Origin of the sequence: Pirellulimonas nuda (assembly GCF_007750855.1) — a bacterium.
Classification (GTDB): Bacteria; Planctomycetota; Planctomycetia; order Pirellulales; family Lacipirellulaceae; genus Pirellulimonas; species Pirellulimonas nuda.
Window position 1 is genome coordinate 5,455,685 of sequence record NZ_CP036291.1, and the last position, 13,852, is coordinate 5,469,536.

General features: G+C 63.1%; 6 protein-coding genes and 1 pseudogene. 5 read left to right on the forward strand and 2 right to left on the reverse strand.

The window, feature by feature from the left end; translation table 11 throughout:
- Positions 1 to 64: 64 nt before the first annotated feature.
- Both Pla175_RS21285 and Pla175_RS21290 read left to right on the forward strand, forming a co-directional pair.
- Positions 65 to 9,019 carry a hypothetical protein gene (locus tag Pla175_RS21285; RefSeq protein WP_145290315.1) on the forward strand — a complete coding sequence of 2,985 codons (8,955 nt, stop codon included), beginning with the start codon at positions 65 to 67 and terminating at the stop codon, positions 9,017 to 9,019.
- A gap of 85 nt (positions 9,020 to 9,104) precedes the next feature.
- On the forward strand, positions 9,105 to 9,449 hold the full coding sequence (locus Pla175_RS21290) for a hypothetical protein (RefSeq protein WP_145290318.1): 345 nt from the start codon (positions 9,105 to 9,107) through the stop codon (positions 9,447 to 9,449).
- 25 nt (positions 9,450 to 9,474) lie between these two features.
- On the opposite strand, the pseudogene Pla175_RS27290 reads toward Pla175_RS21290, so the two are convergent.
- Positions 9,475 to 9,579 (reverse strand): annotated as a pseudogene (locus tag Pla175_RS27290) (IS110 family transposase); the annotation flags it as partial.
- Between the two features lie 299 nt (positions 9,580 to 9,878).
- On the reverse strand, positions 9,879 to 10,142 hold the full coding sequence (locus Pla175_RS21295) for a hypothetical protein (RefSeq protein WP_145290321.1): 264 nt from the start codon (positions 10,140 to 10,142) through the stop codon (positions 9,879 to 9,881).
- Between the two features lie 808 nt (positions 10,143 to 10,950).
- Here Pla175_RS21295 and Pla175_RS21300 point away from each other — a divergent pair.
- From Pla175_RS21300 to Pla175_RS27200, 3 genes are read left to right on the forward strand one after another with little or no spacing between them, the layout of a single operon-like run.
- Entirely contained in the window at positions 10,951 to 12,927 is a 1,977-nt protein-coding gene (locus tag Pla175_RS21300) for a Hint domain-containing protein (RefSeq protein ID WP_145290324.1), read from the forward strand.
- Entirely contained in the window at positions 12,924 to 13,343 is a 420-nt protein-coding gene (locus Pla175_RS21305; RefSeq protein ID WP_145290327.1) for a hypothetical protein, read from the forward strand. The genes Pla175_RS21300 and Pla175_RS21305 overlap by 4 nt, the downstream gene beginning before the upstream one ends.
- 53 nt (positions 13,344 to 13,396) lie before the next feature.
- The gene (locus tag Pla175_RS27200) at positions 13,397 to 13,786 is read left to right on the forward strand and encodes a ribonuclease E inhibitor RraB (protein WP_391527847.1); all 390 of its coding nucleotides are present in this window, start codon (positions 13,397 to 13,399) and stop codon (positions 13,784 to 13,786) included.
- Positions 13,787 to 13,852 lie beyond the last annotated feature (66 nt).

Consider the following 13,852-nt stretch of genomic DNA (forward strand, 5'->3'; position numbering starts at 1 on the left):
CAGCGGCGACGCCTCGGCCACGGCGACATCAGTTGACGCGTTCACTACACTCATTTCTGGAACCGTGACGCCGTCGAGCGGCTTCGTCCCGTTCTACGTGGAGGTGACGGTCGGCGATCAGGTGACCACCGCAAGCGTCCGCACGCGGGTCGAAACCGATGTTACGCTCTACGAGTACGAGCACGAAATCGACCTTCGCGAGTATTCCTCGGACGGGTCCGTGGACGTGGAAGTGCGGCCGGTTTTCGCCGACGCCACGGGGCTCAGCTTCGGCTACTGGACTCCCGAGCAAACCCTGACGCTCAACCTTCCTCGCGTTGAATTCGATTCGACGGCTTTCAGCGGCACAACGCTCGGTCCGTCGGCCAACGTGACGCTCCCCCTGAAACTGCTCGGTGAGCTGCCAACCTTGGTTGAAGCTGGCGGGCTCGATGCCGGATCGGTTGTATGGTCCGTGGAGCTGGACTTCAATGGCGACGGCGTCGCGGACGACCAGATTGACGTAGAGTCCGGCCTCGGTACTTTCGAGTACGTCTGGCGCGACGCCACGCCAGGAATGCACCCCATCGCCGCCCGCGTGATCGTGTCGGCCCGTTACGCAACCACCGGCGACAATCCAATCGAAGCTTTCGTCGTCTCGGAAGGGGCTTGGACCCCCATCTCCCAGAACGGCGTCGAAGTCCTCGATCCGACCCCCTACGTCCTCCCCGATCCAGACAGCCAGACGAACGACTATCCGGTCTCCCTCATCGACCCCGAGGCGATCGTCCCGGCGATCCGTGGCTACGTCGATTCCCCGCTGGGCGTCGGACCTGCCGCGATCTACGTCGAAGTCGACGAGGACGGCGACGGCGTCTCCGACGGCCGGGCGAGTGTCCGCGAAGTCGTCGTGGACCAGGTGACCCTGATGGAGTTCACGTACACGCTGCGAAGCCCGCGGAAGGCCGGTCCGCTGACGATCCAGGTGCGAGCGGTCGACGTGCTCAGCGGCTCCAGCCCGCTGACGGGCACGTGGAAAGTGGCGCAGCTCGAGGTCGAAGAGGTCGGCAAGCCGACAGTGACCGAAGTCACGCTCGAAGACCACGAGTTCGAGACGGCCGGCGGTGTTCCTGTCACTTCGTCCCCAGTGATCATCGGCAACGCTTCGTTCGCCGATGGCGCGACGCTGCGACGAGTTGATTTTGACTTTAACAACGATGGGCTGGTGGATGGCTCAGCCGCGGTCGACATCGACGGCAACTTCCGCTTCACGCCCAGCGGGCTCACCTGGCGGAGCGAGGTGACGGTCAAGGTCCGCGCGGTTGCGCAGTACGGCGGACAGACGACGATCGGAATCTGGTCGGACCACGCGGACGACCCGAACCAGGACAATGACCTCACCTTTGAGTACGGCGAAGTCGCTCCGACGGTGATCAGTCAATTGCGCGTCGTCGACCCCACTCGGGCGACCATCGAGGGCCGCACGACCGTCGCCGGCTACGGCGCCCCTTCCACCATAACGCTCAAGGTTTTCAGCGGCGCCGATCAGGTTGGGGCGAACCGAACCATTCGTACCGACGCGTCTGGCTACTTCCGCTACGAAGTCCTGGAACTGGAGGCCGGATCGTACACGCTTGAGCTGACGCCCCCAACCGCCAACGGCGGCCCTCCTCCAGAGGATCCACCGACTCTGGAACTTTCTGGCGCCAACGCCTACGCGCCCCCGGCGTGGGACGCCTCTCTCAATTTGGTGTTCGAATCGTTCGCCGTCCCCCGTTCGATCGGCGAGGAGAACGGCATTCACCACAGCGCCGATCCGTCGATCCGGGGCCGCGTTACGCCGGTTGCCGGCCCGATACCGTCGCAGACGTACGTAGACATCTCTGTCGACAGCGGCCAGGCGACGCGGGTGCGGGTCGCTGCGGATGGGAGTTTCTCGTTCACGCCTACCGGCCTCTCGGCCGGGCAGCACACAATCTCCGCCAGCCTGAAGTCTTGGGACCCCGCCGATAAGGCGTACAAGGCCTGGGCGGGCGTCGATAGCGTCGCTATAGATCTCGCAGAGGGGCACTTTGTAGCCGCTCGAGTCGCGTCGATCGAGCTGGTTGGCGACAAGTCGACAGGCGGCGCTACCCCTCAGGGGGCTGATCCGGCATTTAAGGGCGTGCTCCATCGCTTCTTCGACGACCAGTGGGTCCCGTTCGACCATGACGCCGGCGGGGGCCTCACGGTCTGGTTCGACCACAACGGCGACGGCGTCGCCGACGGACGCACGACGACCCAGCCCGGCGGCTCGTTCTACTACCGGGCCGACGGCATCGAGCCCGGCACGATCACGCAGACCCTTTTCGCTTGGGTCGAAGAGACGAGCTACCTGGGCGGTGACGCCTATACGTCGACTCCGGTGCCGTTCGACTTCGTCCTGACGCGGGCGCCGCTGATCTCCAATTTGGACTACGCCAGCTCTTCCGACGCGGTAGAAGGGAAGATCTTCGCGCCGAACGTCGATTTCACCAAGCTCGTTCTTGAGTACCAGCGCTACGGCGCGGGAGCGAGTATCCCAACCGCGCCGACGTACTTAGACCCCTGGTCGACAATCGGGGAGCTCTCTACCGCGAACGTGTCGGAAGGGGGGGCGTTCAACATCGACGTCGCGGGCTCTCAGAGTGGCCCGGCGACCATCGTCGTACGGGCCATCGACAACACCGACGCCGACCACCCGGTTGTCGGACCCTGGAGGGTGCTGCAGTTCACCCTAGGCGAAGCGGTCGAAGGACCGCAGCAGATCGATGATTTCGGTCTCGCCAACAGCGCGGGCGCTTTGCCCCCCGGCGTCACGAGCGACCCCACGGTGACTGGGATCGTTGGCCAGGACGGCATCGGGGCATACGCAGTCGTCGAGCTCACGATCACGAAAGACCCCGGGGGCGCCAGCCCGGTCGCGCTCGGCGTGTTCCGCACCACCTCAGACGCCCAGGGCCGGTTCTCGTACCTGCCCATCGGACTGGTTCACAACCATGATTACGGGATCGAAGCACGCCACGTCTATTTCGACCCAGACGAGGGTGAGGTCACCGACGCAAGCCTAGCGGAAACAACTTTGTTCTCCTTGGTGTCAGCCACCGAGGCGTCTTTTATCAGCTTTGATCTCATCGAAGACCACACCGGCCCGAACCCGGTCGTCGACGATCCGACCATCGCCGGCGAGATCAACAACCCCGACGGCAGCCCCGCGGGGCTACGGATCGAGTACTTCGTCGCCCCGGCCAGCGGCCAATACGAGGAGGAGCCTACCGGAGTTGCGTTCAGCGACGGCGGCGGCGGGTTCAAGTTCCGCCCGATCGGACTCACGGCAGACACGCCCTACAAGGTCCGGGCCCACATCGTCGAGTTCGACCCCGTCACCCGCCAGTTCGTGGAAGGGGGCTGGTCTACCGATGTGACGTTCACACCGAGCGCCGCCGCGGTCGAGCCAAACCTCGATCCTCGGCTCGCCCCGGGCATCACGGCCGCCGATCGGGCCGACCTAGAGTTCCGTAGCCTTGTTTGGCAGGTCCTAGCTCAACCCGGAAGCGGCAGCTACGGGTCGGGGGTAACCAGCCTGGGCGCACCCGGGCGGCTCAGCTTCGCCGCCGTGTCGGTCGAGCTGCTGGGGCGTGGTTTGAAAGGGGCGCCAGACGCCGACACTCCAGGAACGCTCCTCGAATCCGTCGCGAGCGGCGCCTACGAAGAAACCTACTACAACCTCTCCGGCGCCCAAACCGCAGACGGGACAGACGTTGGCCTGTACTACTCATCTGCGTACGGGTACTCGACTCGGAGTGGCGATAACTATCAAGCAGAAATCGCTGTCCAGATTCATTTCGGCAGTTACGAATTCGAGTCGGTCGATCCAGAAACCGGCGCTAAGACCGTTGTCGAGGTAATTGGGCACTACTATCTCGAAGTCGATGTTGTCGGCGTTTACTCCGGCGATGTCCTTACCGTAGTCGACTTCTATCTCGATGAGTCAAGCGACTACCAGTTCTTCGTTGAAGAGACGTCCCCCGGCGTCGATGTCGATCCGTCCGAATACACGCTTACGACCATCGGCACGGTGCAGAGCAACCTCTGGTCGTCATTTGGCGGCTTCAGCGCCGGCCAGATGGAGGTCGTGCACGAACGCGTCGAAACCCTCGAGCTCGAATCGTGGAACGCCTACTCCGGCGGCAGCGTCGAACCCGACGACCCCGACCAGGACCTCGACCCCTCATCGGTCTTCACCTACTCCGGCGACTCCCACGCCCGCTACTCCGAGACCACCACCCGCAGCGGCATCGACGTCTCTACCATCGACGGCGGCGTCGTCACCCACTCCCCCCGCGTCGTCACCGACGCGGCCGCCTGGCTCACCGGCGCCAGCCAGCAGCGGGTCGATTACGTCAACCCCTACGCCAGCGGCCGCCGCGACGTCGGCAGCGACTCGCTCACCGAGCAGTACCTCTACGAAGCGAGCCTCCACCTCGAGACGGACAACCCCGGCGCCAGCGACGAGACGTCCACGTTCTCGCTCTCCGAGTCGCTCACCACCGCGTTCCAGCAGCAGGGCGCCGGCTCGAGCGTCGTCGGCGTCGTCGATAACCCCGCGGGGGACTGGAGCCGCACGCAGTTCAGCTACCACGCCAATGGCGAACAGTCGGACCGCGTCAGCCTGGTCGGCACGGCCGCGTTGGAGGTAGTCGGCGGCGTGGTGGTCGAGTCGCTGCACGCGGTCATCGACGCCTCGTCGTACGTCAACCTCTCGGGCGGGGGTGAAACCAGCGGCAGCGACTACCGGGTCCGGCTCGGGGCCACCGGGGTCGCCTACGAGAGCGCCACCGAAACCACGTCGGCCTACGCATTCACCGCGTCGGCTGCTTCGTCGCTGGGCGCGACCATCGACGCGGTCGGCGAGCGGTCCGTCGTGCAGGGGACCGCCGAGAGCAGCAACGACTACCAGGGGACCCAGACCGGCAGCGTCGACGGCGACGAGACCCGCACCGACGACGGCGTCGCGACCGACACGGCCTTCGGCCTCCGCCTGGCGGGCGAGTCGGCCTCCGGCGGGAGCGTCCGGGCCAAGTTCTACCGCGACAACGACTCCAGCCGCTCGACGGGCGACTTCCGCTCGCACGCGTCCGCGTCGTCCACCACCGCCACGCAGGCCTACGGAACAACGAGCGAGCAGGTCGAAGGGGAAACGCTGCCGCTCGTCACGCCGTTCCGCAGCAACGAAGTGCTGCTTGCTGCGCTCAGCGCGTCGGCCGAGGGGGTCTTCGAACTTGACGACCGGGCGACGGCTGCCAACCCTCACGGCATCATCCGCAGCGAGGGGCACGCCAAGCGGCTCCAGACCACCGACCTGAAGGGGACCGACTGGACGGGGCTGTCGGGCGAGACCGAGGCAGCGTCGCTCTTCTCGGACGAATATGTCACGCTTGAGGTCCTGGCCTTCGAGAGCTACGCGCTCACCAAGCGGACCGCCGGCAGCCGTGAGGAAGAGGACTATGAGTTCACGAGCGACCTGGGCGTGGACAGACGCATCGGGACGTTCGAGTCGGACCGGCACGGGTCGCTGGAGAGCGAGTCGTACGTCCGTGCGGCGGAAGGGTTTGTAGAGTTCGAGCCCGGCGCATGGTTATCGTCCGGCTACGAGCTGAAGGACCGCGCGAGCAGCGGCGGGCGGTTCAGCTCGTCCAGCCGAGGCGGCTTCACCCAAACGCAAAACGCCCGCAGCGCCGACGCCGCGGTCGAAGAGCTTTCTGTGTCGTGGTCGAAGTCCAAGTACGAACTGGGGGGCAGCCATACCGAGCCGACCGTCAATCCCGAAGCCGCCACCGTAGTCGGCGCCACGACCACCAATATTCAGATCGGCCTGGAGACCGGCTCGTACAGCAAGGAGACCAGCCGCGGCGTGGTCTCGATAGCGAACGACGTGGTCACGACCGCGGCGATGGACGTGGCGTTCGAGACGCTCTCAGAAGTCGCCGACGCACTGCGGGTCCGCTCGATCACCCGGTCGAGCGAGACGGCCGGCGCCAAGACCACCGCCGTGGTGAGCGCCTCGACGTACGACTCGCTGACGACCGCCGGCAGCGCGTCGGATGGGGAGGGCGTAACGACGCAGTCGGGCGGCGTGGCGTCGAGCAAGCTGGACGTAGAGAGCGTGCAGACCACGGGCGTCCGCCAGTCGTCGAAGACCAACGCCCACATCACGACGACCACGCCGGGCGTGCTGACGCGGACCGAAGCGCTGGAGTCCCGCACTACGACCAAGGCCTCGACAGGCAGCAGCTCCGCTGGTCCGGTCGTGAGCGGCGCCGGCGGGACAAGCTCGTCGATGAAGGTCAACACGTCGGCTTCCGGCGAGGTCATCGACGCGACCAAGTGGAGCGACACGCTCAGTGAAACCGACGACGGCAAGGTCACCATCACCGCCGAAACGGGCAAGCGAACCGACACGTCCACCAGCAGCCGCAACGCCAGCCCCACCGCCGCCACGACCCCCAACGTCGTCACGACCCCAGACGGCGGCTCGCGTAGCGATTGGGCGTTTGATGTAGCCAGCAGCAACAACACCAAGCTCGACACCCGCACCGACACCACCTACCCCACGGACAGCGGCCGCACCAAGACGCGCACCAGCACGGGCCACGTCGACCAGAGCGAAACGGTCAGCGGCAGCGGCGCGCTGCGGGATGAGCACGGCGCGACGACGGTGGAGCTGGAGGGCGAGCCAACGGTGACGCGGACGGGCTCGTACGACTTTGAAGAAAAGTCATCAAGCACGACGTTCACTCCGGACTTAGCGGGCCCGCCGGAGAACGGGACGCTCAAACGGGTCACCGAAACTGCCCGCGTCTCGGGGGGCGAAGGCCAGCCCGAGAATGAACAGTTCGACCGCGAGACGCTCCGCCAGACCAAGTCGCAAGAGGGTACGACTACCGAGCGGCAGACCGAGCACTCCGAGTCGCAACGCGACCTGAGCACGGAAGGTGTCGCCACCGAGACCACGCTTGTGCGCACCGAAGGCCTGAAAGAGGAGCGGAGCAATGGGCCAGAAACGCCGCAGTTTGATGAATACAGGTATGCGCCCACGCTCCAGCAGCGGACGGTGCTGACCGGATGGGAAGAAGTCCATTCGCAAACCGCCACCAGCGCCGGCAGCGACGAGGGGGCGAAGCAGACGCTTGCAATTAACCGCACGTATCAACACGTCAAGACCACCACCGACAGGTTCCAAGCCGAAGGGCTCGATGCGGTCTTGCCGCAAGAGTTCGACACCCTCCAGTTTGCCGTCGTGCTTACCGATACGACGACAGCGACGGACCTCTATGCATCGTCTCACACGCTCGACGCCGAGGGCCGCGCGGTTGGGGGGGTCTACTCGGCCAGCAACGCGTCGTCGGTCCTTGAGCAACGTCGAGCGGAACTGCTGCATCAACAAGGCGAATGGGAATATCACGAGTCGGACCTAGCGCCGTACTTCTTCACGGACATCGATCACGAGGTCGTTGATCGGCGCGGGTGGACCGCGGGGACGACCGTCGAGGTGGGGCTGTACTGGGACACGGCCGGGAGCCGGCAGACGGCCAGCGTATGGTCGCGGCTGGACAGCGCCGACACGACCGAGCACAAGCGGGTGACCGGCGCTTGGCGTGTGAGCGACGACGCGAACCCCAACGAGAACTACCACAACGGCGTTGAAGGAGAGAGCCGCGCCGATTACCGGCAGACCGATTCCGACCTGTACTTCGCGGCCGGCTGGCGTTCGCCCTGGGGGAGCGGCGAGCAGAGCTGGCAATCGGGGCGGGACCGGACCCAGATCGACGAAGACACGGTCGGTCGCGAAGCAGACGGGTCGGTTGTGTACGAGAAGCGCAACGACTTCTTGGAGCACTCCCGGACCACCGCCGACGGCGAGCCCGCCGCGACGCTCAAGCCGCTGCGGGTGGCGTACCAGCAGGCGGCGGCGGCCCCCCCCGAGGCGAGCCAGTCGGACGAAGGGCGCAAGAAGGGCCGGCACGAACACTCCGAGTTCGAGGTCCACCACGCCAACCCACACGAGTACACCAACCACCCCCCCGCGACGTGGGAGATCGACCAGGCGGTCCCGTGGGCGACGTCGTCGTACAGCGGGCCGGGGGGAGGGCATGCGGGGTCGATTGAGTACGCGTTCACCGGCGGCGACACGCAGCAGCAACTCCGCGACATCAGCGCGTCGACGCTAGCGCGGACTGGGTTGGATGACGCGGAGAATATCAGCGATCTGACCTTCGGCGACGGTCCTTGGCGAGCCTCGGAAGAGACGGAGTTTCTTCGTTCGGCCGGCGTTAAGGACCGAGAGGGCCGATGGATCTTCCGGACCGATTCCGGCGACCGCTACTACGACGGGGGCGGTGGTCGCATCTTCGGCGCGATCCATGTTGGCGAAGGCGGCCACCGCCAATGGGTCCCCGAAGGGCAAACGCCGGTGCCCGACTTCGGCAAAGACCCGCCGGCGTTTGACATGGCGTTGGACATGCTCCCAGGGGGTATCGGACAGCTTGCAAACCGCGCGGGTGATTTGAACCAGGCCAGGAAGGCGCTTACCCAGGGGCGCCGCGTGCTTAAGGAGGGGGCCAAGGAGGCAACGGAACAAGCGGGCAAGCACGGCGACGACCTGAAGCGAGTCGCGGGCCGTACCGAGAAGTTTGCCGACCCGGCGGTGGCGGATAAGGTCGATATATCCGATGATGTGACGAACCAACTGAGGCTCGAAGCGAAGGCAAAGATCGCAAGGAACACGGAACTCCCTAACGACAAATGGAGGCGAATCCCAAACACGGTGCAAGAAAAATTTGCGTTGGAAGAAGCTCAGAAGGGCTTAGGCCAAAGAATTATACGTAGCTTGGACGATCCCCGCTACAAAGGCTTTGAAAAGTGGGAGTATAAGATCAAATCAAACAATGGGGCCGACGCTGTCGTCCACTACGTCCGCGACCCATCAACAGGCAATCTGATGGACTTTAAGTTCAAGTAACATCGATCAATTGAACAGGTCGGACACAAGCATGATAGTTCGATGCGTCGCAAACTCACTTGACTACATAAGTGACAAAGAACTGTTGCATCAAGTACGACAAGGTGTGCATGGCGATAATGTCACAATTGAAGTCGGAAGGCTCTACTGTGTTTATGGGATGTCGCTATCATCGGGGATTCCGTTGTATTTGCTCTGCGAGAACGAGAGAGATTGGTATCCTGTCCCCCACTACGCGGTGTTTTTTGAAGTAGTTGATAACACCTTGCCAAGTGATTGGGTGTACGTCGAAGATTCTTACAACCTTGGGCGATATGCCTTGCTGCCCAAGGCATGGGCTTCGGATCCTTGCTTTCTTGAAAAGCTAGTTGATGGCGACCTGATGGCAGTTGCGGCATTCAGTGATATCAAAGAAAACTACGGACGTTAAAAGCGACCGGGGGACATCGGCTGTCTTATCTCTTGTCAATAGCGAGTGACGGCTCGCTCCATTTTTCGTTGTTTCGGACCATCAGGTTCAACGTGACGACAAGCTTGCGTATGACGGCCACCAGGGCGGCATCCGATCGGGGGACATCCTGCCGACGGCGGCGGGTGGCACTGCTGGGGCGGCGGGTGGCACTGCTGGGGTGCCACTGTCTGGCTTGCCAGCAGTGAGAAGCGGAGACTCACTTTCCATTCCGGACGAGGCGAACTTCACATGACTCCCAAGAAACGAAAAAGGTGTCAGGAACCTTTGTTGAACGAGTCAACGGAATTGGGGACACCGAGTCGCTCTCCACCGCGTTCCAGCAGCAGGGCGGCAGGTGGCACTGCTAGGGTGCCACTGTCTGGCTTGCCAGCAGTGAGAAGCGGAGACTCACTTTCCATTCCGGACGAGGCGACCTCGGCGTAACTCCCACGAACTTGCCGACGCCGCGGTCGAAGAGCTTTCTGAGTCGTGGTCGAAGACCAAGTACGAGCTGGGGGGCAGCGGGGTCGAGGACGACACCACCACTTTCATCCAGGTCGGCCTGGAGACCGGCTCGTACAGCAAGGAGACCAGCCGCGGCGTGGTCTCGATAGCGAACGACGTGGTCACGACCGCGGCGATGGACGTGGCGTTCGAGACGGCGGGTGGCACTGCTGGGGTGCCGCTGCTGGCTCGGCGGGTGGCACTGCTGGGGGTGCCACTGTCTGGCTTGCCAGCAGTGAGAAGCGGAGACTCACTTTCCATTCCGGACGAGGCGAACTTCACGTGACTCCCAAGAGTCGGCCGACCTAGCGGCACGCGATCGTTCCAACTTATGTCGCCGCTTTGTCGTTGAATGCCGCCACACGATCGGGGAGAATGCGTCAGAAAGGGCAACGAAAAGGGGACATTCTACTTTTTCAAAACGTAGAATGTCCCCTTTTCGTTGCCCCCCTTTTCGTAGCCCACCGAGACCAACGGGCTCGCGACCCGCGGCTGGTTTGAGGCAACGAGCCTCCGGTCTACGTCCGACGGCACGAAGCAACGCGACCTGTGGAACGAGATTACCCCGGAAGGGGGACCGTCTTACGTATGGGAAGAAACCCGCCGCGACTCTGGGACGACGAAAACGGTCTTCGTCGACGAACCGGGAACTTACTTCGACTTCGTCGATAGCAACGGGGCGACCCAGCGGTCGCAGACGGGCAAGTACACGACGGTCGAATCGACGACCACCTACGGCTCCACCGACGTCGATGTTCCCGATTATTCGCTCGACATTCAGGTTGCGAACAGCAGTCCGAATTCTGTCGCGCCAGGGCAGACCGGCCACGGCGTCTATGCCACCGAGACCCGGCGGACGATCGAGCACGTCGATGAGACCACCACAACAGTTTACTACTCCCCCGAAGAAACCAGAACGCTCAGCAAAGAAGTCCGTGGATGGGACCACCGTCGCGTCGCGATCGATCACACCTTCGTGAGCGACCTAGCGGAAGGAGTGTTTGTCGGCTCGAGCCAGCGGCTGGTGCGCGACTTTAGGCTCGACGAGTCGGACCCAGACGGGAGCTTTGACACGCTCGAGATCAACGGTTCGATCCGCGTCCGGGAGGGCACGCAGCCGTTCCAGATCACCCTCTTCTACGGCGACAGCGGCGAGTTCGAGGGAGAAACGATCGCGTCGAACTGGGCCTTCGACCCGGCGCTCCCCACCACCCTCGTCCTGAGCCCGGGGGTCACCCAGTACGGCTCGACCGGCGAGCGCGACCCATCCGCCACGTTTGCCCCGCCGCCGCCGCCAACGCCGATCGGGGCGGGGGTGACGAACCCGGGCGTCTTTGAGGCGTTCGCCGGTGGGCTAGGCCAAGGGGCTGCCAATGTCTGGAACTCCTCCAAGCTGTGGGACAACAGCGACGTAGCTGACACGTACGGTCTGCTGCGTGAGCAAGGCAGCGGCGTGCTGGGCGCGGCGGCCGGGGCTTTCGGGGGGTCGGTTGGGGAGCAGATCGGCGTCGGGCGCGTCGAGGACGCATGGTCTGGGCGGACCTCGATTGCGGAAGGCAATGAGCGTTTGTCGGCCGGTTCGCGGCTCTGGCGGGGCAGCACGGGGCTATTGCAGGTCGGGCTGACAGCCGCGCCCGGCGCCAAGGCCGCTACCCCCGCCATCAAGGTCGCAACCAAAGAAGGCCTGCGAGCCGGACTGAAACATGGCGCCGGTCAGGCAAGCGCAGCGCTGAACAGGGCCGGCAGCGCCATTCAACAAGCCGGCCGCGCCGTGTACGGCAAGCTGGACGACCTTGTAAAGAACTTCCGCCAGCCGCCGAAGCCGGATACAATCGGAGGACCAAAGGCGCCCGGCGGCGCCGCGCCGCAGGCGGCGGAAGTGGTGGCGCCCAAATACAAGTTCAACAACGGCGGCTGCTTCGTCGCGGGCACACCGATTCATGTGGCCGCACTGCCTGTCGCAAGTTCTTCTCTTGTGCCGGCATCGGCGTCAGCTTTCTCATCTGACGGCGACAGCGCCACCGCCGTACCGCTTCAAATAGCGATCGAAGACGTGCCGCTCGGCGCCCGTGTCGATTCTACGAACCCAGAGCTTGCCGGCCTGCCAAGCTTCCCCGAGTGGCCCGAAGGCGACCGGTGGGTTGTGGTGCGACTCCGTATTCAGAACTTCGAAGGCAAGCGGGTCGAGGCGCAGTTGCTGCGTCCCGCTTGGTGGGCCGAGTCGATGAGTGTCGGCGACTTGTTGCCGATCTACGCCAGCGGGCTAGAGGTTCGCGGCCACGCCCGCGTGCTCGCCATCGAAGCGGCGGTCACGCCCGCGGAAGGACCGGGCAATCGTGTCACGGGGCGTTTTATTACCCGGGGCGTCGAGTCGATCTGCGGGATCACGCTGAACAACGGCGAGCATCTTAAGGGGACTCCCACCCACCCATTCTGGGCCGCGAGCCGCGGCGAGTTCGTGCCGATGGGCGAACTGGCGCCGGGCGACCAATTGCTGACGGACTCGGGCTTGATCGAGGTGCTGGCCGTGTCGGTTCGCGCGGCCCACACCACTGTCTACAATATCGAAGTCGAGAACGAGCACGTGTACCAGATCGGCTTGGCCGGCGTGCTCGTTCACAATGTCGATCCAGACTGCTTGGTGCAGATTGATGTACCAAGAACGAACGCGGACCAAGTAGGGTCATATACTAACACGCATGCAAGCGGCTCAACATATTCGGGCAAAGGAACGCGGGACCGCTCGCAACAGTCTGGGCGGAGGATTGCTGGCCAGTACGGCGATCAACATATTGCGACAGACTTTTCGCCGGCCGAGAATGTCAGAGAAGCATTCAAGCAGGAGTCTCGCCGCATTGACGCTCAGGGTGGCGTTCTTGATCCGTCCAACTACAATCAGATCGAATCGCCGGGACGTCGATTTCGCATCGAAGATGGCGAGCTATTCCTATGAGCGACTTTCCAACAGTCGATGAGCTGATTGTCGCGATGCTCTCTGGATTAGAAAGTGTCGAAGTAGAACACGCTGAGCTGACGGACACCGAGGTTCGCGAGAGTATTCACCTCGTACTCAACTACTTTTTTGTGCAAGGGAGGAACGACCGCCCACCGCCCACCACATACCTCATGTTCTCGCGAAAGGGTGATGCGGCGGTTTCGGCAGTCATTCAAGCATTTCTGTCAGATGTTAAGTCGATTCCAGGCATTGAGCAGTGTCCAACTGGTCAGGTCCGCCTGGACATGCTCCAGAACCCCACACTTGCGAGTTCTCAGAACCGCATTTACGATGAATTCATTGGGCACACCGATAGGCCCATAGTTCAGCAAGTCCTTCCGGATTTTCTTTATGAGCCTAAGTACGGCGCATAGGCCGTCAATATCGTGTCCATGAGGCAGTGAGGTGCGTCGTGGATCTGGATTCGGTGAACGCGACCAGACAAGCTTTAAGACAGATTGAGCAAAATGGCTCCGACCTCAGCAAGCCCTTGCTGATGGACTTCTTTGTCGCTGTTCCATCACACTCGGCAGGAGTCGCGGTAGCAAAGTCTGCGGCGACACTGGGCTTTACAGCATGCGTGGAAGCTGATGAAACTAGCGGTGAGTGGACTTGCTACTGTACAATCACAATAATTCCTGAGCTCTCAACGGTAACTAAGCTTGAGAAAAGGTTAGACATGCTAGGCCGCTCTGTAGGTGGCACGGCCGATGGATTTGGCACGTTTGGAAATGCCCTGAAGTCGGACGAAAAACGGCGTCAAGGCTCTGTAGAACACCCATGTGACAAAAAAGGTGGCAAGAACGAATGCCATTAACATTCCCCTAACTCCTTACCCCAACAGCGTTTGCTTGAGCACACGGCGTGGCTTCTTCATCAACGG

Bases quoted from the DNA above. Each gene is read 5' to 3' on its own strand.
- Pla175_RS21305 (WP_145290327.1), top strand. From the start codon at position 12,924: ATGAGCGACTTTCCAACAGTCGATGAGCTGATTGTCGCGATGCTCTCT.